The sequence below is a fragment of the Archangium gephyra genome, assembly GCF_049060025.1.
Taxonomy (GTDB): Bacteria; Myxococcota; Myxococcia; order Myxococcales; family Myxococcaceae; genus Archangium; species Archangium gephyra_A.
In genome coordinates, this window is the sequence record NZ_JBMEQQ010000002.1 from 2,663,399 (window position 1) to 2,680,835 (window position 17,437).

General features: G+C 69.3%; 20 protein-coding genes and 1 tRNA gene. 13 read left to right on the forward strand and 8 right to left on the reverse strand.

Features of this window, described 5'->3' with window-relative positions:
• The first annotated feature begins 3 nt into the window (after nt 1-3).
• From ACN28I_RS11480 to ACN28I_RS11505, 6 genes are all read left to right on the forward strand, one after another.
• Nucleotides 4-651 (forward strand): HEAT repeat domain-containing protein, encoded by a 648-nt coding sequence (locus ACN28I_RS11480; RefSeq protein WP_420942087.1) that lies wholly within the window; start codon nt 4-6, stop codon nt 649-651.
• Nucleotides 652-859: 208 nt separating this feature from the next.
• Nucleotides 860-1,564: an HAD family hydrolase gene (locus tag ACN28I_RS11485; protein WP_420942088.1), complete on the forward strand. Its 705-nt coding sequence runs from the start codon at nt 860-862 to the stop codon at nt 1,562-1,564.
• A gap of 74 nt (nt 1,565-1,638) precedes the next feature.
• Complete coding sequence (locus ACN28I_RS11490; RefSeq protein ID WP_420942089.1) at nt 1,639-2,010, forward strand: hypothetical protein; 372 nt, start codon at nt 1,639-1,641, stop codon at nt 2,008-2,010.
• Nucleotides 2,011-2,107: 97 nt separating this feature from the next.
• Entirely contained in the window at nt 2,108-2,701 is a 594-nt protein-coding gene (locus tag ACN28I_RS11495) for a hypothetical protein (RefSeq protein ID WP_420942090.1), read from the forward strand.
• Nucleotides 2,702-2,739: 38 nt separating this feature from the next.
• Complete coding sequence (locus ACN28I_RS11500) at nt 2,740-4,488, forward strand: helicase-related protein (RefSeq protein ID WP_420942091.1); 1,749 nt, start codon at nt 2,740-2,742, stop codon at nt 4,486-4,488.
• The gene (locus ACN28I_RS11505; protein ID WP_420942092.1) at nt 4,485-5,306 is read left to right on the forward strand and encodes an ATP-dependent helicase C-terminal domain-containing protein; all 822 of its coding nucleotides are present in this window, start codon (nt 4,485-4,487) and stop codon (nt 5,304-5,306) included. The genes ACN28I_RS11500 and ACN28I_RS11505 overlap by 4 nt, the downstream gene beginning before the upstream one ends.
• Before the next feature lie 147 nt (nt 5,307-5,453).
• On the opposite strand, the gene ACN28I_RS11510 is transcribed toward ACN28I_RS11505, so the two are convergent.
• Complete coding sequence (locus ACN28I_RS11510; RefSeq protein ID WP_420942093.1) at nt 5,454-5,927, reverse strand: GNAT family N-acetyltransferase; 474 nt, start codon at nt 5,925-5,927, stop codon at nt 5,454-5,456.
• Nucleotides 5,928-6,009: 82 nt separating this feature from the next.
• On the opposite strand from ACN28I_RS11510, the gene ACN28I_RS11515 reads away from it, so the two are divergent.
• Nucleotides 6,010-7,173, forward strand: coding sequence for an MFS transporter (locus ACN28I_RS11515; protein ID WP_420942094.1), 1,164 nt, complete (start codon nt 6,010-6,012; stop codon nt 7,171-7,173).
• Here the strand turns inward: ACN28I_RS11515 and ACN28I_RS11520 are convergent.
• A complete protein-coding gene (locus tag ACN28I_RS11520; RefSeq protein ID WP_420942095.1) occupies nt 7,142-8,056 on the reverse strand; it encodes a hypothetical protein in 915 nt (304 codons plus the stop codon). The two genes, ACN28I_RS11515 and ACN28I_RS11520, sit on opposite strands and share 32 nt — an antisense overlap.
• Here ACN28I_RS11520 and ACN28I_RS11525 point away from each other — a divergent pair.
• Together ACN28I_RS11525 and ACN28I_RS11530 are read left to right on the forward strand one after the other, a co-directional pair.
• Nucleotides 8,055-8,258, forward strand: coding sequence for a hypothetical protein (locus ACN28I_RS11525; RefSeq protein WP_420942096.1), 204 nt, complete (start codon nt 8,055-8,057; stop codon nt 8,256-8,258). The two genes, ACN28I_RS11520 and ACN28I_RS11525, sit on opposite strands and share 2 nt — an antisense overlap.
• Nucleotides 8,259-8,429: 171 nt before the next feature.
• Nucleotides 8,430-9,197 (forward strand): hypothetical protein, encoded by a 768-nt coding sequence (locus ACN28I_RS11530; protein ID WP_420942097.1) that lies wholly within the window; start codon nt 8,430-8,432, stop codon nt 9,195-9,197.
• A 105-nt stretch (nt 9,198-9,302) separates the two neighbouring features.
• Here the strand turns inward: ACN28I_RS11530 and fdxA are convergent, their stop codons facing one another.
• The 4 genes from fdxA to ACN28I_RS11550 all read right to left on the reverse strand — a co-directional run bounded on the left by fdxA (nt 9,303) and on the right by ACN28I_RS11550 (nt 12,531).
• Nucleotides 9,303-9,638: a ferredoxin FdxA gene (fdxA, locus tag ACN28I_RS11535; protein ID WP_420942098.1), complete on the reverse strand. Its 336-nt coding sequence runs from the start codon at nt 9,636-9,638 to the stop codon at nt 9,303-9,305.
• Between the two features lie 96 nt (nt 9,639-9,734).
• Nucleotides 9,735-10,823: an aspartate-semialdehyde dehydrogenase gene (asd, locus tag ACN28I_RS11540; protein ID WP_420942099.1), complete on the reverse strand. Its 1,089-nt coding sequence runs from the start codon at nt 10,821-10,823 to the stop codon at nt 9,735-9,737.
• Nucleotides 10,824-10,926: 103 nt separating this feature from the next.
• Complete coding sequence (locus ACN28I_RS11545; protein ID WP_420948623.1) at nt 10,927-11,280, reverse strand: rhodanese-like domain-containing protein; 354 nt, start codon at nt 11,278-11,280, stop codon at nt 10,927-10,929.
• 96 nt (nt 11,281-11,376) lie between these two features.
• The gene (locus tag ACN28I_RS11550; RefSeq protein WP_420942100.1) at nt 11,377-12,531 is read right to left on the reverse strand and encodes an acyl-CoA dehydrogenase family protein; all 1,155 of its coding nucleotides are present in this window, start codon (nt 12,529-12,531) and stop codon (nt 11,377-11,379) included.
• A gap of 131 nt (nt 12,532-12,662) precedes the next feature.
• Between ACN28I_RS11550 and ACN28I_RS11555 the strand changes: the two genes are divergently transcribed.
• The 3 genes from ACN28I_RS11555 to ACN28I_RS11565 all read left to right on the forward strand — a co-directional run bounded on the left by ACN28I_RS11555 (nt 12,663) and on the right by ACN28I_RS11565 (nt 15,067).
• Nucleotides 12,663-12,734 (forward strand) — tRNA-Cys (locus ACN28I_RS11555).
• Nucleotides 12,735-13,335: 601 nt separating this feature from the next.
• Entirely contained in the window at nt 13,336-14,379 is a 1,044-nt protein-coding gene (locus ACN28I_RS11560; RefSeq protein ID WP_420942101.1) for a M28 family metallopeptidase, read from the forward strand.
• A gap of 169 nt (nt 14,380-14,548) precedes the next feature.
• A complete protein-coding gene (locus ACN28I_RS11565) occupies nt 14,549-15,067 on the forward strand; it encodes a Uma2 family endonuclease (RefSeq protein WP_420942102.1) in 519 nt (172 codons plus the stop codon).
• Nucleotides 15,068-15,224: 157 nt separating this feature from the next.
• On the opposite strand, the gene ACN28I_RS11570 is transcribed toward ACN28I_RS11565, so the two are convergent.
• Nucleotides 15,225-15,776 carry a hypothetical protein gene (locus ACN28I_RS11570; protein WP_420942103.1) on the reverse strand — a complete coding sequence of 184 codons (552 nt, stop codon included), beginning with the start codon at nt 15,774-15,776 and terminating at the stop codon, nt 15,225-15,227.
• 319 nt (nt 15,777-16,095) lie between these two features.
• Here ACN28I_RS11570 and ACN28I_RS11575 point away from each other — a divergent pair, with 319 nt between their 5' ends.
• Entirely contained in the window at nt 16,096-16,617 is a 522-nt protein-coding gene (locus ACN28I_RS11575; protein WP_420942104.1) for a hypothetical protein, read from the forward strand.
• 54 nt (nt 16,618-16,671) lie between these two features.
• Here ACN28I_RS11575 and ACN28I_RS11580 read toward each other — a convergent pair whose 3' ends face one another.
• Complete coding sequence (locus tag ACN28I_RS11580; RefSeq protein WP_420942105.1) at nt 16,672-17,412, reverse strand: phospholipase D family protein; 741 nt, start codon at nt 17,410-17,412, stop codon at nt 16,672-16,674.
• Nucleotides 17,413-17,437 lie beyond the last annotated feature (25 nt).

Consider the following 17,437-nt stretch of genomic DNA (forward strand, 5'->3'; position numbering starts at 1 on the left):
CCCATGCCCTTCTCCCCACAGCCCTCCCCGGCTCGCACCGCCTCGCACCGCCGTCCGTGGCTTTCGTCACTGGCGTCCACCTGTGCGCTCGCCGCGTTGCTCCTCACGGGCTCCTCCCACCTCGGCCAGGCCTCCGCCGCCCTGATGCCGCTCTCCTCTCCCAGTGCGCCGCAGCCCCGCGGCACGCTGCAGGAGGAGATCCTCCGCCTGCTCGACAAGCCCGAGGCCCTCCCTCGTGAAGCCGACTGGGCCCGGCTCGGTCCCGAGGCCCTCTCCGCGCTCCTCGGACTCGCCAGCGACCCCAAGGCCTCCGAGCCCCAGCGCTCCCGCGCCGTCGCCGCCATGGCCGTCGTCGCCCACCCCGACGCCTCCCTGCGCCTCCAGGAACTCCTGCGCAGCACCTCTCAGCCTTCCTCCGTTCGCGCCGCCGCTACCCTCGCCCTCGGCCGCCGCGCCGGTCTCGAGGCCATCCCCGTCCTCGCCCCCCTCCTCGCCGATCCCAACGAGCAGGTGCGCGCCACCGCAGCCCAGGTTCTCGGACGTGTGGGTGGTACCGAGGTCCGTAAGGCCCTCGAGGAACGGCTTCCTCTCGAGGAGAGTCGCGCCGTCCGCGAGGCCATCCAGCAGGGGCTGAGCTACATCGAGCCGTAGTCCCCCTGGCTCGCGCAGACCCTCACCCCAGCCCTCTCCCAGAGGGAGAGGGAGTTGACGCGGGTTCAACCCGGGGTACGTGGCACCCTCACCCCCGTCCCCTCTCCCGATGGGCGAGGGAGAGGAGGGGCACGGTGGGACCCTGGGACTTGGGATCTTCTGGTGGGCAAGTGAGCAGGCTCTCGCATCGGCTCCGGCCTTCCGTTAGATGGGGGCCATGCGCCCCACCGTCCTCCTCTTCGATATCGATGGCACCCTCGTCACTACCGGCGGTGCCGGCCGACGCTCCATGGCGCTCGCCTTCCAGGCCCTCCACGGCCGCCTCGATGCCTGTGACTCCTTCAGCATGTCCGGCATGACCGACCGCGCCATCGTCCGCAAGGCGCTCGACATCATCGGCGTCCACCCCTCCCCCGACGCCATCTCCGCCGTCATCGACTCCTACCTCCACCACCTCGCCCAGGAGGTCCCCCTCGTCGAGGAGCGCGACTACCGCCTCCACCCCGGCATGCGCGAGGCCGTCGACGCCGCCCTCTCCCGCCCCGGTTTCGCCGTGGGGCTCGGCACCGGCAACGTCCGCCAGGGCGCTCGCATCAAGCTCGAGCGCGTCCGCATCCACGACCGCTTCTCCTTCGGCGGTTTCGGCTGCGATCACGAGGACCGCGTCGAGCTCATCCGCCACGGTGCCCAGTCCGGCGCTTCCCAGCTCGGCGTCCCCCTCCCCGAGTGCCGCGTCGTCGTCATCGGCGATACCCCCAAGGATGTCGCCGCCGCCAAGGGCATCGGCGCCACCTGCATCGGTGTCGGCACCGGCAGCTTCACCCCCGAGGCCCTCCTCTCCTGCGGCGCCGACTACGCCTTCCCTGACTTCACGGCCCGCGAAGCGCTCGCCGTCCTGCTCGACGGCCGCTGAGCACCGCCCCCCTCCCTCCCCAGGGTGTGGTATCTCCCGCCGCCCCGCTCCAGGTCCCGAGGAGGCCCCTCCCCATGTCGCTGTCCACCCTCGAAGCCTACGATCTCGTCCGTTTCGCCGAGGCCATCGACTCGCGCCTCGCCGCCGCCGACGAGCTGCTCGCGGGCCGCCCGGGTCTGGAGCGCGAGAAGGAGTGGCTCGCCACCGCCATCCAGATCGTCCGCACCGAGCGCGCCCCCGCCCCCGCACTCCTCGAAAAGGTCCGCGACCTCCCCGAGCCTCGAGGAGGTCCGCGAGGAGTTCGCCTTCACCCTCCAGAACCTCTGGGTCGACTCCCTCGAGAAGCTCCACGCCGGCATCACCTTCTGCGCCAGCAGCCGTGCCCCCGTCATCGAGGCCCTCTTCCCCCACCTCAAGTTCCCCCAGCTCCGCCGCGCCTCCCGTGAGGCCCTCCAGGAGTTCGGCTCCGGCTACGAGCGCCGCCTCAAGTCCTCCTACGTCTCCCGCATCCTCGCCCGCGACGACTTCTCCTTCGTCCGTCCCGTGCTCGACCAGGTCGCCACCGCCTACGCCACCTGGCAGGCCTGCTTCGCCCCCGTTCAGCTCCCCCACGAGCAGGCCGCTCCCCTTCGCGCCGAGCTCATCGCCCTCGGCAAGAAGCTGGATGTCGCCCTCCGCCAGGCCCGGTGCCTCGCCGAGGCCTCCCTCGCCCCCATCCAGGATGCCTTCGAGAACTCCGGCCTCGCCGCCAAGCCGCGCAAGCGCGCCGCTCGCGGGCTCCCGTTCATCGACCCCGCCGAGCTGGGTGCTCCCGAGGCCGCTCCCTCCGAACCCGAGGCCACCGAGGCCATCCCCCTCGTGACCGACTCCGCCGAGCCCAGTGCCGCCGAGCTGGCCGAGCTCGCGGCGCTCTCCGGGGCCGCTCCCGCCGAGCCGGCGTCCCCTGGCGACGCATCTGTCTCCAGCGACGCTCCGGCCGAGGCACCTCCTCCTCCCGAGGCCGCCGCGGCTCCCGCTCCCGAGGCCCCGCAGGATCCCGAGCCCACTCCCGCTCCCCCGGCCGCCGAGCCTCCGAAGGCGCCCTCCAAGCGCGGGCGCAAGAAGAACGATTCCAAGTCCCCCTCGGAGCCGGCCTGAAAGCAGTGGCCCCGGGCCACCGTTAAGAGGATTCGGCCATGGCCGACGTCGCCCTTCCCATCGACCCCCTCCTGCCCGAGATCGTCGCCACCCTGCGCGGCGCGAACTCGCTCGTGCTCGAGGCCCCTCCCGGCGCCGGCAAGACGACTCGCGTTCCCCGCGCGCTGCTCGAGGCCGGCCTCGGCAATGGCAAGGAGATCGTCGTCCTCCAGCCCCGCCGCCTCCCCACCCGCCTCGCCGCCCAGCGCGTCTCCGAGGAGATCGGCGAGCGCGTCGGCGAGACCGTCGGCTACCAGGTCCGCTTCGAGGACGTCCGCGGCCCGAAAACCCGCCTCTCCTTCGTCACCGAGGGCGTGCTCGGCCGCCGTCTCCTCTCCGACCCCACCCTCCGCGATGTCGGCGCCGTCGTGCTCGACGAGTTCCACGAGCGCCACCTCTCCGCCGATATCTCGCTCGCCCTCCTGCGCCGCCTCCAGCAGGGCCCCCGCCCCGACCTCAAGCTCGTGGTCATGTCCGCCACGCTCGAGGCCGCCCCCATCAGCGCCTACCTCGGCAACTGCCCCACCCTCCGCTCCGAGGGCCGCCGCTTCGACGTCAGCCTCGAGTACCTCCCCACCGCCGATGACCGCTACCTCGATGCCCAGGTCCTCTCCGGCATCAAGCGGCTCCACGCCAACGGTCTCGACGGCGATGTGCTCGTGTTCCTCCCCGGCGCCGGGGAGATCCGCCGCGCCATGGACGCCTGCTCCGAGTTCGCCGGGCGCCACGGCATCGACCTGCTGCCCCTCCATGGCGACCTGCCTCCCGCCGAGCAGGACCGCGCCGTGCGCCGCAGCTCGCGCCGGAAGATCATCCTCTCCACCAACGTCGCCGAGACCTCCGTCACCATCGACGGTGTCGCCGCCGTCATCGACACCGGCCTCGCCCGCGTTGCCTCGCACTCGCCCTGGTCCGGCCTGCCCATCCTCAAGCTCTCCAAGGTGAGCCGGGCCTCCGCCACCCAGCGCGCCGGCCGCGCCGGCCGTACCCGCTCCGGCCACTGTCTCCGCCTCTACACCCAGCACGACTTCGACGGCCGCCCCGACCAGGACGCCCCCGAAGTCCGCCGCATGGACCTGGCCGAGACCGTCCTCTCCCTCCGCGCCGCCGGCATCACCGACCTCGCCTCCTTCCCCTTCTTCGAGGCCCCTCCCGCCGCCTCCCTCGAGGCCGCCGAGAGTCTCCTGCGCCGCCTCGGTGCCGTGGCCCCCAATGGGACCGTCACCCCCATCGGCCAGCGCCTCCTGCGCTTCCCCCTCCACCCCCGCCAGGCCCGCATCATCGTCGAGGGCGAGAAGCGCGGCGTTGGCGCCGACGCGGCCCTGCTCGCCGCCCTCGTCGGTGAGCGCGACATCCGCCGCGAGGCCCGCACCAACCTCTCCGGCCCCGGCCGCGCCGCCAACGTCGTCGCCGGGCCCTCGGACCTGTTGGAGTTGCTCGAGCGCTTCCGCCAGGCCGAGCGCTCCAATTTCTCCCCCGGCCGCGTGCAGTCCCTCTCCCTCGAGCAGGGCGCCGTGCAGGCCGTGGACCGCGTGCAGCGCCAGCTCCGGCGCGCCGTCCGCGAGCAGGGGCAGCGGCCCTCCCGCCCCGAGGACGTGGAGCAGGCCCTCATGCTCAGCGCGCTCGCCGGCTACCCGGACCGCGTCGCCCGCCGCCGCAAGGCCCGCTCCCCCGAGGCTCCTCCTCTTCGGCGGTGGCACCGCCCAGCTCTCCGACGTCAGCGTCGTCCAGGAGCCCGAGCTCGATGATCGCCATCGACGCCGAGGAGCGTCCCGGCCGCGGCGCCATCATCCGCATCGCCAGCGCCGTCGAGCCCGAGTGGCTCCTCGACCTGTACCCCGATGCCCTCGAGGAGGTCGACGCCCTCCAGTGGAACCCCTCCTCCAAGCGCGTCGAGCGCATCACCCGCCTCGCCTACGGCAATCTCGTCCTCGAGGAGACCCGCGCGCCCGCTCCCCCCTCCGAGGCGGCTGCTCGCGTCCTCGTGGAACAGGCCCTCGCCGCCGGCCCCGGCCGCTTCGCCGACCCCGAGGCCCTCCTGCAGTGGCGCACCCGCGTCGCGTTGCTCGCCCAGGCCTTCCCCGAGGCCGGTTTCCCCTCCGTCGACGACGCCTTCATGCGCGACTCGCTCGCCTCCCTGTGCGCCGGAGCGAGGAGCTTCGCCGACCTCGAGGGGGTTTCACTGCTCGACGCGCTGTACTCCCGGCTCTCCTCTGAGCAGGCCCGGCTTCTCTCCAACCACGCCCCCGAGAAGGTCTCCCTCCCCGGTGGCCGCACCGCCAAGGTCCATTACGAGCCCGGCAAGCCCCCCTGGGTCGAGTCGCGCCTCCAGGACTTCTTCGGCATGGCCCAGGGTCCCAGCGTCTGCGCCGGCAGGGTTCCCCTCGTGCTCCATCTGCTCGCCCCCAACATGCGGGCCGTGCAGGTGACGACCGACCTCGCTGGGTTCTGGGAGCGGCATTATCCGTCCCTCCGCAAGGAGCTCTGCCGGAAGTACCCGAAGCACAGCTGGCCCGAGGATCCGCGCCATGCGCAGACTCCGGCCGAGCGGGGACGGCGGATTTGAGCGGGGTATTGTGGGTGACGGCGTAGACCCTCACCCCAGCCCTCTCCCAGAGGGAGAGGGAGCTTACACGGGCACAACCTGGGAGCCGTGGCACCCTCACCCCGTCCCTCTCCCGAGGGGAGAGGGGTTTTTGCCGGGGTGGTCTGGCTACAGCTTCTTGCGCATCTCCAGGTGCTCGATTCCCGCTTCCTGGAAGATCGCGCCCATCGGCTCGTAGCCCTGCTTCTTGTAGAATTCCAGCGCGTAGAGCTGCGAGTGCAGCATGATCCCGTTCACTCCACGCCGGCGTGCCTCGTCCTCCAGGGACGTCAGCAGCATCGCGCCCACTCGCGCCTTCCGGTGCGCCTTCAGCACCGCCATGCGCCCGATCTGACCCCACGTCCCCTTCTCACCGGGCGGCGGCTCGGTCAACATCACCAGACGCCCCGTCCCAATGGCGTGCCCGCCCTGGAACGCCAGCACGTGGTACGCCTTCGCATCCTCGGCGTCCCGCTCGATGCCCTCGGGCACGTGCTGCTCCTCGATGAACACCACCTCACGGATGGCGAGCGCCTGAAACAACTCAGCCTCGGTCTTGATCTGAGCAATGCTGACGGGCTGTGGGGTCTCCGGGTTCGACATGGCGTGAGCCACCGTACACAAATCCTGGCGGGTCAAACAGACGAAAAGGCACCCCGGGCGTGCTAAGCGCCCCCCCGACTCGATGCTCCCCATCCAGGCCACCGGACGCCTCCCCCTCATCGGCTTCTACGCCCTCTATTTCAGCATCACCGGCATCGTCCTGCCCTTCCTCCCCGCCTACCTGAAATCCCTTACACTCTCCGTCTCCCAGGTCGGCCTCCTCCTCTCCCTCAGCCCCCTGCTCTCCCTCGGCGCTCCCCACTTCTGGGGCCACCTCGCCGACCGCACCGGCCGCCCCAACCGCGTCCTCAACCTCGTCTGCTGCGGCGCGTGCGTGGGCTTCATCCCCCTCCTCTTCGTCGACCGCTTCCCCACCCTCGTCCTCGCCCTCGCCGCCTACGCCTTCTTCGCCTCCTCCATCACCCCCCTCCTCGACACCCTCGCCCTCCAGCACATCGCCCGGACCGGTGGCTCCTACTCCCACCTGCGCCTCTTCGGCTCCCTCGGCTTCGTGCTCTCCTCCACCCTCTTCGGCCTCACCGTGGAGTCCGTGGGCCACGCCACCGTGGTCACCGCGCTCGCCCTCCTGACCGCGCTCGCCCTCTGGAGCTTCACCCTCCGTGACGCTGGCGGGCCCCCCGCCCAGGTGCCCGTCCACCCCCTCGCCGGGCTCCAGCTCCTCGCCGACCGGGAGCTGCGCTGGCTGCTCGCCGCCTGCGCCCTCCACTGGATCGCCTGCGCCCCCTACCACGGCACCTTCTCCATCTTCGTCGGCTCGCTCGGACTGCCCCCCTCGGTGGTGGGCATCGCCATGGGGCTCGGGGTCGCCTCCGAAGTGCTCGTGATGCTCTTCTACCCCCGCGTGGCCGACCGCATCTCCCCCCGCGACCTCCTGGCCATCGCCTTCGCCGCCAGCACCCTGCGCTGGGCCGCGCTCTCCGTCACCACCTCGCCCATCCTCATCGCGGCCCTCTCCCTGCTCCACGGCCTGTCCTTCGGCGCCTTCTACGTGGCCAGCATCGCCATCGTCGTCCGCCGCGTCCCTCCCCACCTGCGCGCCTCCGGCCAGGGCCTCTTCGCCGCCATCACCTTCGGCATCGGTGGGCTGGTGGGCTACTCCTCCGCCGGGGCCGGCTATGACTGGCTCGGCGGACACCGCCTCTTCGCCGCCGCCGCCGTCCTCGAGCTCGCCGCCGCCGCGATCGTCCTCCGCATCACTCCCGAGAAGCCCCGCCTCCCGGCGTGATACCCTTCGCGCGATGCGATCCGCTCTCCTCGCACTCGTCCTCAGCCTCACTTCCCTCCCCGCCGCCGCCCAACCGGAGGTCTTCTTCGGCTCCGGCAATGACGTGCCCAACCTCAAGGAGGAGGACTTCGACCGCCGCTTCCTCAGGACCGGCGTGTACCAGGCCCTCTCCCAGGGAACGAAGGACCCGAACTGCGCCCAGCTCCTCGGCGGGCTGCTCACGCTGCTCGGGGAAACCGCGCCCCTGCTGCACAAGCGTGACGAGAACTTCTACCTGGACCCCCTGCTCGTCCACGCGCTCAACACCCAGCTCAGCACCCAGCGCTTCCAGGCCAACGCGTACCTGGTGGCCATGGTGCGCCGCGTGCTGATCGACCGGAAGCTGCCCCCCAACTGGTTCCAGACCGCGGCGGCCCTCGGGCCCGTGGTGCTCACCATCGACGTGGGCAAGCTGCGCTTCCTCTCCGAGGGGCTCCAGCCCATCGACAGCTTCTTCCTCACCCTGCCCGCCCTGCGCGAGCGCTATGAAATCGAGGTCCGCCGCGCCAACGCCACCGCCGCCCGCTCCGCCGAGAAGATGTTCCGCGAGAGCTACCTCGACCGGCAGGTGGCCTTCGGTGGCCTGGAGCTGATCGACCTCGACATCGAGCAGCCCAAGAAGAAGAAGGCGCCCAAGAAGCGCCGGGGCCAGCCCGTCATCGAGGAGGAGCCCGAGACGCCCACGGCCGTGGCGAAGCTGGTGTGGTACCCGGTCGCCGCCGACGAGGGAGAAGCTCAACCCCTTCGGCACGCCGAAGAAGCGCTTCTCCGTCAACATCACCGCGAAGCTCGCACCCCAGCAGTACCTGGACCTGAGCCGCATCCCCAAGGGCACCCAGCTCATGGTGCGCGGACGTTTCTGGGGCTTCAAGAAGGCGGTGGACGAGCTGGAGCTGCGCGACGGGCTCATCTTCCAGGACCGCAACTGGTCCCAGGGCAACATGCTGGCCGATCCCAACGCCGTGGCCCGCTGCCCCCTCGCCGTCAACGATCTGATGGGCTCGGCCCCGGCGCAGTCGGGCGCCTTCGGCCAGCCGAGCCGGTAACTCCGGAGCGCGCCGCCCCTTCCGCCCGGAGCCTCCTCGCCGGGGGGAGGCGTCCCGCCCGTGAGCTTCCCGTCCACGGCCCGGGAGTCCACCCCCGGCATCCTCCGTCGAGTGCCCCCTGGCATGGGCCGTGCTCCCCCTCGGGTCCCACCCAGCACCGCGAGGGATCTCATGAAGGTCGACGGACACCAGGAGGCGGCGCCGGCCCGGCCGGCCTCGGAGAAGGAACGTTTCCAGGAAGTGCTGAAGAAGTCCCCCCCGGAGGCAGCGGCGAAGGTCCCCCTCCGGGGAGGGCAGGCCACCCGGCCTTCCGTGAGCACCCTCCGTGGAACCACCGGAGCCCTGGCCGCCACCGGGCTGGCGCGGACACCGCAACGCGGCGCTTTCGCCAGCACCGAGCAGCTCGGCCTGGTCCGCCAGGGCCTGAACGCCGAGGCCCACCGGCTCCGGGACGTGCGCGGGGACGCCCACCAGACGCACCAGGAGCGGGTTCAGCAACGCGTGACCGACCTCATCGCCCGGGAGCTGGCCCGGGAGCCGCGCGCCGAGCCGGTGTCACCCCGCTCCGCGCCCCCCTCGCCGGGCCCGGAGACGCCCACCTCGCTCCCCTCGGTGGAGGCCCTCGCCGCCGCGGGAGGCGCCCGTCCGGGAGGTGCCGGAGGGGCGGCCATGGAGACGCCATCCCCGGAGCTCCGCGTGCAGGCGGCCCTGGAGCTCATCGAGCAGATCGAGGTGTTCGTGAAGTCGCAGCGGCCCGCGCTGGCGATGCGCCTGGGTGGAGCATTGGACGCCACCGTGGAGGTGGAGCGCACGGGCGAACGGGAGGTGTCCCTGCGCATCCAGGGGCGCCGCGGGCGCTTGCCCCAGAAGGACCTGGAGCGCATTCGCGACGAGCTGTCCGCTCGCGGGCTGAAGCTCAGTGCCTTCCTGGCCTCCTGAGCCGGACTCCGGACATGCGAAAGGCCCTGCCGCCTCTCGGCGGAGGGCCTCGGGCGCCTCTCCCCCACCCCCTCTCCAGCGGAGAGGGCGCACGGGGCGGCGGACCTACTTGCCGGGCTTGGCCTCGAGCATGTTCCGCTTGCCCTTCTTGTCCTTGAACTCCTCGGCCTCGGGCAGGGGGGCCTTCTTCTCCGCGATGTTCGGCCACTGCGTGGAGTACTGCGCGTTCAGCGCCTTGTACTCGGAGTACTCTGAGGGCAGATCCGACTCGGGGAAGATCGCCTTGGTCGGGCACACCGGCTCACACGCACCGCAGTCGATGCACTCGTCCGGGTGGATGACCAGGAAGTTGGAGCCTTCGTAGAAGCAGTTGACCGGACAGACTTCGACACAGTCGGTGTACTTGCACTTGATGCAAGGCTCGGTAACCACGTACGCCATTGAAATCTCCTCTTGGACTGAGTCCGTGCGCGCGCGCACAGTACATGGGTTGGAACGGGGGGGGCACGCCTTAAATGGAGTACCCCTTGAGCCTACTCACCCCAGGAGCCCCTGGGCACGCATCAGTTCGGCTACCAGGATCGCTCCCTTGGCTGCCCCCATCTTCGTGTTGTGGGAGACGAGCAGGTACTTGAAGCCGTTCTCCAGCACCCCGTCCTCGCGCACCCGGCCCACCGTGGTGGCCATGCCCGCGTGCGTGTCCCGGTCCAGCCGGGGCTGCGGACGGAAGGGATCCTCCAGCACCTCGATCCAGCGCGGCGGCGCGGACGGCAGGTTCCGGGACACCTCGGCGCCCCGCCACTCGCGCATCGCCTGAACCACCTCCTCCACGGAGGCCTTGCGGGCGAGCGACACGAAGACGGACTCGGTGTGACCCTCCATCACCGCCACGCGGGTGCAGGTGCACGACACCCGCACGTCATGGGAGGTGATGGCGCCCCCCGCGGCGTCCAGCGTGCCGAGGATCTTCTTGGTCTCCACCTGGACCTTCTCCTCCTCCTTGGGGATGAAGGGGATGACGTTGTCCAGGATGTCCAGGCCGATGACGCCGGGCGAGCGGCCCGCGCCGGACATGGCCTGCATGGAGGTCATCAGCACCGACTTGATGCCGAAACGCTCGGCCAGCGGGGCCAGGGTGATGGCCATGCCGGTGGTGGTGCAGTTGGGGATGGGGACGATGTAGCCCTTCCAGCCGCGGCGCTTCTGCTGCTCGCGCACCAGCCGGGCGTGGTCGGCGTTCACCGGGGGGATGAGCAGCGGCACGTCCGCCTCGTAGCGGAAGGCGCTGGCCGCGGAGAACACGGGGATGTCCCGCGCGAGCCGGGGCTCCATCTCCTTGGCCACGTCCGACTCCACCGCCGAGAAGGCGATGTCGTAGTCCTTGGCCTGGACCTCCTCACCGCTCACCACCTTCATCTTCGCGATCGACTCGGGGAGGGCCTCGGGGACGAACCAGGCGGTCATCCCGTTGGAGCTCCGGAGCGCCTCGGCGTAGGCCTTGCCCGCCGAGCGCGGCGAGGCCGCCAGCCCGGTGAGCTCGATGGAGGGGTGATCCTTCAGCGCGGCGATGAACTGCTGGCCGGCGAGTCCAGTGGCGCCAATGAGGACAGCGCGAAGCTTGGCCATGGTGTCAGACTCCCTTTCTCTGGGGGCCGAGAGATGGCGGGTCCTTTACACCCTTTGGCGCCGGACTTCTACGCACCGCGGCGAGCGCCTGCCCCGCCAGGGCTCAGCACAACCCGCCAGCCGAGGCCCCCGACATGTGGCTCTCGGTCGGCAGCCCGTGGGTGATCCACCCCTGGAGGCCACCGTCCAGGCACACCGCCTGGAGCCCCTTGTGGTTGAGCAGGCGGCAGGCCCGGCGCGCATCGGAGCCGTCCGGGGAACACCCACACACGACGATCAGCTCGTCGTCGGGGAGCACCTCCGCGTCCCGTAGAATCTCCTCGAAGGGCATCCACAGGGCACCAGGGATATGCAGGCCGTAGCGATCCCAATCCTCGGGATCACGGCAGTCGAGCACGAGCACTTCCTCGTCTCCGAGCCGTACATAGAGCTCGGAACAAGGTATACGGGGATCCACCACCCGGACCTCCTGCTGCGGTGTCTGTCCCGCAGAACGAGGAGCCCCCCCATTCCCTTCCCCGGGCCTGCCCGCCCGACCCCCCACCGCGCCCGCCTAGAGACCGAGCTGCTTGGCGATGATCTCGTTCATGATCTCGCTGGTGCCCCCGCCGATGGGACCCAGGCGCGCGTCTCGCCAGTGGCGCTGGATGTCGTACTCCATCATGTAGCCAGCGCCGCCATGGAGCTGGAGACACGCATCGGCCACCCGGCAGGCCGTCTCGGTGGCCACCTTCTTGGCCATGGACGTCTGGGCAATGGCGTACTCGCCCCCCACGTGCAGGCGCAGCGCGTGGTAGGTGAGCTGGCGCGCCGCCTCGAATTCAGTGGCCAGCTCGGCGATCCGGTGCCGCACCACCTGGAACTCGTGGAGCGCATGGCCGAAGGCCCGCCGGTCCCTCACGTGGGCCATGACGACCTCCAGCATCTCCTCCATGGCCCCGAGCGCCCCCAAGGCGAGCGACAGGCGCTCCCACTGGAAGTTGCCCATGATCTGATAGAAGCCCTGCCCCTCCACGCCGCCGAGCAGGTTGGCCGCGGGCACCCGGCAGTCCTCGAAGAAGAGCTCCCCGGTGTCCGAGGCGCGCCACCCGAGCTTCTTGAGCTTGCGCCCTACGGAGAAGCCCGGCGTGCCCTTCTCCACCACCAGCAGCGCCAGGCCCTTGTGCCCGGCATCGGGCTTCGTCTTCACCGCCAGCACGACGAAGTCGGCCCGGACTCCGTTGGTGATGTAGGTCTTCGAGCCGTTGACGACGTAGTGGTCCCCGTCACGGCGGGCGGTGGTGAGCAGGCCCGCCACATCCGAGCCGCCATGGGGCTCAGTGATGCCGAGCGCGCCGATCTTCTCTCCCCGGATGGCCGGAGCGAGGAAGCGCTGCTTCTGGTCCTCGGTGCCGAACTTGTGGAGGGGGCCGGTGGCGATGGTGTGCTGGGCCCCGAGACCCGCGGCGACCCCGCCCGAGCCGCAGCGCCCCATCTCCTCGAGCAGCACGGCCTCGTAGAGCTCCCCGGCGTTGGAGCCCCCGTAGGCCTCCGGGTACTTGAGGCCGAGGAAGCCCAGCTCGCCGAAGCGGGTGAAGAGCGCCCGGGGGAACTCCTCCTGCTCCTCCCATTGGGAGGCGAAGGGCTTCAGCTCCTTCTCCACCACCGCCCGGACGGTGCGGCGGAAGGCCTCGTGCTCCTCCTGGTACAGCCCGTAACCCTGCAGCATGATTGACGTTCCTCCGGTGGCTGGCGAGACCGCTCGCCCGGGATGCTACCGGACACGGATACGCACGCCCCCCTCTCTCCTGTCTTGACCCGGCTGTTTCGGGTTCATATAAGGCGGTACACGCTTCTCGCGGCGCCATAGCCAAGTGGTAAGGCAAAGGTCTGCAAAACCTTCATCCCCCGGTTCGAATCCGGGTGGCGCCTCACAGCAAAGGCCCGATGTGGACTCCGGTTCACATCGGGCCTTCGTGTTTCCGGACTCTGGCAGGATGGCCGCTCCACTCTTCCTGGAGCCCCTGCCTGAGCACTGTCTCCTCCCGTCGGCTGCTGTCCTCCCTCCTGTCCTTGTCCCTCCTCGGTGCGCCGGCCCTGGCGGCCGGGCCCTCCAAGCCCGCGGCGAAGACCCCGGACGCCTCGCGGGCCGAGGCGGCGCGGCTCGTCTCCGCCTTCCTCGGGGACACGCCGTTGATGAGCGATCTGCAGTCCCTCGTGGACGAGGTGGGCGGAAGGGCCACGGGCTCGCCGGCGAATCTGCGCTCGGTGGACTGGGCGCTCGCGCGCTTCCGTGAGGCGGGCGTCGAGGCACGCAAGGAGCCCTTCCAGATGCCGAGCCTGTGGCTGGAGCGCTCGGCGTCCGCCACCGTGCGAGGCAAGGGGCTGGAGTTCTCGCCGCGCATCGCGGCCATGCCCTTCTCCACCGCCACGCCCAAGGGCGGACTGACGGCACCGCTGCTCGACGCGGGCAAGGGCACGGAGAAGGAGCCTCCAGGCGCTCGGGGAGAAGGCGAAGGGCGCGTTCCTGCTCGTGGACACGACGGAGCTGAAGAACGTGGACGACCTGTTCCGCGAGTACGCCGAGGCCGCAGAGATCGAGCAGCGGGCGTTCGCGGCGGGCGTGGCGGGGGTGGTGTACGTGGGCTCGCGGCCCAACAACCTGCTCTACCGGCACAACGTGTCGGTGGGCATGCGCAACACGCGGCCGATGATGGTGATGGAGCGGGACGGAGCCCTGCGAGCCCAGCGCCTGCTGCGCACGGGCAAGGCGCTGACGCTCACGGCCGAGCTCGATCTCCAGATCGGGCCCGCGTACGAGAGCTACAACGTCATCGGGGAGATCCGCGGCAGCACGCGCCCGGACGAGGTGGTGGTGCTCGGCGCGCACCTGGACTCGTGGGACCTGGGCACGGGAGCGCTGGACAACGGGGCCAACGTGGTGGCGCTCATCGACGTGGCGCGGCAGATGAAGCGGCTGGGAATCAAACCCGCGCGCACCCTCCGCTTCGCGCTGTGGAACGGCGAGGAGCAGGGCATGTTCGGCTCGGAGGGCTACGTGAAGGCGCACGCGGCCGAGTTGGACAAGCACGTGATGGCGTCCTCGTTCGACATCGGCTGCGGGCGCATCAACGGCTTCTTCACGGGAGGCCGCCCCGAGCTGCCGCCCCTGGTGGACGTGGCGCTCGAGCCGGTGAAGGGACTGGGCCCCTTCACGCAGGTGGACGTGCCCATCGTGGGCACGGACAACTTCGATTTCATGCTGCACGGGGTGCCCAACCTGGTGGCCAACCAGGAGCCGGCCCTCTACGGCCCGAACTACCACGCGCGCTCGGACGAGCTGGACAAGTGTGATCCGCAGCAGCTGCGGCTCAACACGGCCATCACGGGGGCGCTGGCGTACGGCTTCGCGCAGATGGAGGCGAAGCTGCCGCGCCAATCGCGCGCCCAGGTGGAGGAGCTGGTCCGCACCACGGACCTGGGCCAGCAGATGAAGAGCTTCGGCCATTACGAGGACTGGACGTCTGGGAAGCGCGGACGGAAGGCCAATGCCTCCGTGGGCCCCGCGACGCGCTGAGGTGCTCCACGGCCGTCGGGGCGGTGACGCCCCGGCGGCTCCGGGATTGCACAGGGCGAGGGGCATGCTGAAATCTCCTCACATGGCCCCCAGTCGTCCTCCCGATCCCCCGTCTACCGAGCGAAACGCCCCGTCCGTCGAGGCGGCCTTCCAGGCGGTTCCCCCTGAGATGGTGGCGGAAATCCTGAACGGCGAGCTGCACGTCAGCCCTCGCCCGGCCCGCCCGCACACCGGCGCAGCATCAGGTCTGGGTGCCATCCTCACCATGCCCTTCAGGTACGGCCAAGGAGGCCCGGGCGGGTGGGTCATCCTTGATGAGCCGGAACTGCACCTCGGCCCCCGGCCAGACAAGCTCGTGCCAGACATCGCCGGATGGAAGCGCGAGCGCCTGCCCCGGCTCGTCGGAGGGGATGACGCCCCGGCACACTACGATCTCGCCCCGGACTGGGTATGCGAAGTGCTCTCCAAGAGCACGCGACGCATCGACAAGATCCAGAAGATGCGCATCTACGCCCGGGAAGGCGTGCGGAACGTGTGGCACGTGGACCCGGTCGCCCAGACGCTCGAGATCTTCCGACTTGAGGGGCGCCACTGGCTGCTCGTCGATTCCGCCGCCGGAGACGAGCGGGTCCGCGCCGAGCCCTTCGAGGCTTTCGAGCTCGATCTGGCGCTCGTCTGGGCCGAGTAGGACCGGGTGTTGGATTCGTCTGTTCGCCAGGGTGCCCGAGTGTACGGGGCATCTTGGGTACGGCCGCTCTTACCGTCGGATGCTGCATGAGCGGCGCACCGCCTGACACCGGCGCCGTTGATTGAATTGGAAGTACGGCTCCCCACACCGGCGTGACTCAACAGGCGCAGCCGGGACCCTTGCGGCAGACCTTGCTGCACGAGATGCACGAGTCTCCGCAGGGACAGCCTTTCGTGCACACCTTGCAGCAGCTTCGCGCGGGCTCGACGCTGCTGGGAGACTCCGACGAAGAGGTGTCCTCCGAGTCATCCCAGCCCGCGCTCCGAGACGTATCAGGCTGCGTGGAGGCGGGCGCCGCCTTGAGGTCTGACGGCGACTGCACCGGCTGCTTCTGGATCTGTCCAGCGACTTCCTCCGGCGATGATCGGGTGAGCGCGTTCGCGCAGCGCTGAAGATCCTCGGCGCTCGGAGCCTTGTCCTTCCCCTGCTGCTTGTGCCGCAGACGCAACGCATCGGCCGCGCACGAGCAGAAGCTCAGGCGTTGCACCTCGCCGATGCTGGCGTCGGACTTCTTGACCTTCTCGGAACAGGTCAGGACGAAGGTCACGACCGCCTCGCTGGACAACTCTTGCGGCTCGAAGCGGTTCGGAGTGTCAGCGAAGGCGGTGAGCGACAGGCACAGCACGGCAATCAGCACGTGACGGGACATGGATCCTCCGCTGAGCAGGATCGGCGGAGCTTCGCCATGCCGTCAATCGTGGGGCCACGCCGGACGTTGATACGGCCTACCTCCCCCTGTGAAGCTCCAGCACATGGCCCAGACTGGAGCACCCCGAAGCAGTGCATTCGAGACCGCCATTGAGGCGCTCTACGGCGCCTTCGCCCGGTACGCGCCTGATGGACCGGTCATGGGTTGCTCGCACTGTGTGAGTGAGGAGGAGATGGCGCGGCTCACGGCCACACCTCTGCGAGCGCACACCGGGGAGAGCCTCGGCCATTATGCCTTCAAGGCCATGACCACCTGGGGAATGGAGAGCGACTTCAAGTACTTCCTGCCGCGAATCCTCGAGCTGTTCCCGTTCCAGGAGTTGGGTGCTGTCTCCGCGGAACTCGTCGCGGAGAAGATCCTTTATGCGGGGTGGAAGGATTGGCCCGACGAGGAGCGCGCCGCGATCCGGGCCTACCTGGAGGCGCTCTGGGACCTGCTCCTCACCCGAGAGGTGGGCAGCCTCCTGGTCCAAGCGGAGGAAGTCCTTGGCTGGGCGGTCCGCCTCTTCGACGACGTGGGTTCCCTGCTCTCGGCCTGGGAGCGCACCGCGACCCCGGCAGCGGACGTCCACCTCGCACGCCTGGTCGAAGCTTTTGGTTACACACCGGAGCGAGCGCCGAAGGAACTCGGTTCACGAGGAGCCACCGTGGCCCGGTGGCTCTTCCGAGCACAGACCCAGCAGCGCCTCGAGAACGCCTTCTTCACGAATCCAGACGGCCCGTATTCGGCCGAACTGTCCTCCAGCGCCGACATCCTAAACTGGAAGGATGGCGAGTCCTGAGCCAAGGCCAGACTCGCCATTCAGCTCAGGGTCGCATTGATCCCAGCAATCTGCTCAGGCAGCGGGCCACTCCAGCTTGTTCCGGTTCGCCTTGAAACAAGGATAACAGGATGGCTTCACCTTCGACGAGGAATGCTCGTTGCCGCAGATATGACAATACTCCTCGGGCTCCTCATCATCACCAGACCAATCGTCATAGCATTCGCGGCAATATGGGTACATTGGATTGAGCCTGATCGTATCCCCACAACGAATGCAGTGCCCGGAGCTTTCGGACGCGATGGCCTGCTCAGCCTTTGCCTTGACCAGACCAGGAGACGAAACCACGACTGGGGCCTCCTTTAGCTTCACCCGCTCAATGGAGATTTGGACATCTTCACTCATTCGGACGATGCGACCCACCTCCTCAACAATTTCTTGATAGAGGACAGGGTCTTCCGCCTTACTGATATAGATCCCCATCTCGACATTGTTGACCTGCGAGAACTCATAGAGGTTCATCGAAGTGACGATGGCCTCGCTCTCACTCAGGTAACACTTGGCGTGGAGGTTCTTGCAGAAGCTGAGACGGATGGACTTGACCTTCCGCATCCACTCAGCTTCTTCCGGCTGGAGCTCACTCTTACCGTAAACAATCCTGATATTAGTTTTGAATACTTCCCGGTCCAGCAGAGCCTGCTTCACTCGCTCGTTCAGCTTGAGATACGGGCTGAGAAGGATCAGCTTATCGTTGGCGCGATTGATCAACTGCTGAAGATGGTACGAAACGCCGGTCGTATCGAGGAACTTGGCCATAAGAGAACCTGAAATGCAGCGGTGA

What these genes read in the sequence shown, in the direction of transcription:
- ACN28I_RS11480 (WP_420942087.1), top strand. Translation starts at nt 4, where the DNA reads ATGCCCTTCTCCCCACAGCCCTCCCCGGCTCGCACCGCCTCGCACCGC.
- ACN28I_RS11485 (WP_420942088.1), top strand. Translation starts at nt 860, where the DNA reads ATGGGGGCCATGCGCCCCACCGTCCTCCTCTTCGATATCGATGGCACC.
- ACN28I_RS11490 (WP_420942089.1), top strand. Translation starts at nt 1,639, where the DNA reads ATGTCGCTGTCCACCCTCGAAGCCTACGATCTCGTCCGTTTCGCCGAG.
- ACN28I_RS11500 (WP_420942091.1), top strand. Translation starts at nt 2,740, where the DNA reads ATGGCCGACGTCGCCCTTCCCATCGACCCCCTCCTGCCCGAGATCGTC.
- ACN28I_RS11505 (WP_420942092.1), top strand. Translation starts at nt 4,485, where the DNA reads ATGATCGCCATCGACGCCGAGGAGCGTCCCGGCCGCGGCGCCATCATC.
- ACN28I_RS11510 (WP_420942093.1), bottom strand. Translation starts at nt 5,927, where the DNA reads ATGTCGAACCCGGAGACCCCACAGCCCGTCAGCATTGCTCAGATCAAG.
- ACN28I_RS11515 (WP_420942094.1), top strand. Translation starts at nt 6,010, where the DNA reads ATGCTCCCCATCCAGGCCACCGGACGCCTCCCCCTCATCGGCTTCTAC.
- ACN28I_RS11525 (WP_420942096.1), top strand. Translation starts at nt 8,055, where the DNA reads ATGGTGCGCGGACGTTTCTGGGGCTTCAAGAAGGCGGTGGACGAGCTG.
- ACN28I_RS11520 (WP_420942095.1), bottom strand. Translation starts at nt 8,056, where the DNA reads ATGAGCTGGGTGCCCTTGGGGATGCGGCTCAGGTCCAGGTACTGCTGG.
- ACN28I_RS11530 (WP_420942097.1), top strand. Translation starts at nt 8,430, where the DNA reads ATGAAGGTCGACGGACACCAGGAGGCGGCGCCGGCCCGGCCGGCCTCG.
- fdxA (WP_420942098.1), bottom strand. Translation starts at nt 9,638, where the DNA reads ATGGCGTACGTGGTTACCGAGCCTTGCATCAAGTGCAAGTACACCGAC.
- asd (WP_420942099.1), bottom strand. Translation starts at nt 10,823, where the DNA reads ATGGCCAAGCTTCGCGCTGTCCTCATTGGCGCCACTGGACTCGCCGGC.
- ACN28I_RS11550 (WP_420942100.1), bottom strand. Translation starts at nt 12,531, where the DNA reads ATGCTGCAGGGTTACGGGCTGTACCAGGAGGAGCACGAGGCCTTCCGC.
- ACN28I_RS11565 (WP_420942102.1), top strand. Translation starts at nt 14,549, where the DNA reads ATGGTGGCGGAAATCCTGAACGGCGAGCTGCACGTCAGCCCTCGCCCG.
- ACN28I_RS11570 (WP_420942103.1), bottom strand. Translation starts at nt 15,776, where the DNA reads ATGTCCCGTCACGTGCTGATTGCCGTGCTGTGCCTGTCGCTCACCGCC.
- ACN28I_RS11575 (WP_420942104.1), top strand. Translation starts at nt 16,096, where the DNA reads ATGGAGAGCGACTTCAAGTACTTCCTGCCGCGAATCCTCGAGCTGTTC.
- ACN28I_RS11580 (WP_420942105.1), bottom strand. Translation starts at nt 17,412, where the DNA reads ATGGCCAAGTTCCTCGATACGACCGGCGTTTCGTACCATCTTCAGCAG.